Genomic DNA, 264 nt, shown 5'->3' with positions numbered 1-264 from the left:
TAGCCGCATTGTTCCACGTCGTTCCACCATCCGTTGATACTTGCAGATTCGTCGCTGTCGCACTACCGTAATCCGTACCACTGCCTGTGGCGTTACCACCGCCTAAGGCCAGGCTGACACTCGTTGCGGTCGTGCTCGCATTACTTAAGCTCACCGTGAATTGCGCAAAGCCACCGCTCTCCGCGACCGTGACATTGCTGACGCTCAAAGTTGGCGTATCGTTGTCGCTACCACCAGTGCCGGTGCCATCATCTTTGATCGTAC

At 56.1% G+C, this 264-nt stretch carries 1 pseudogene; it reads right to left on the bottom strand.

The features are described from left to right. Positions 1-264 (bottom strand): annotated as a pseudogene (locus tag ACO0KW_RS20460) (hypothetical protein); the annotation flags it as partial.

Origin of the sequence: Undibacterium sp. Ji22W, assembly GCF_049340305.1 — a bacterium.
Lineage (GTDB): Bacteria > Pseudomonadota > Gammaproteobacteria > Burkholderiales > Burkholderiaceae_D > Undibacterium.
This window is presented reverse-complemented; position numbering and strand designations above follow the sequence as displayed.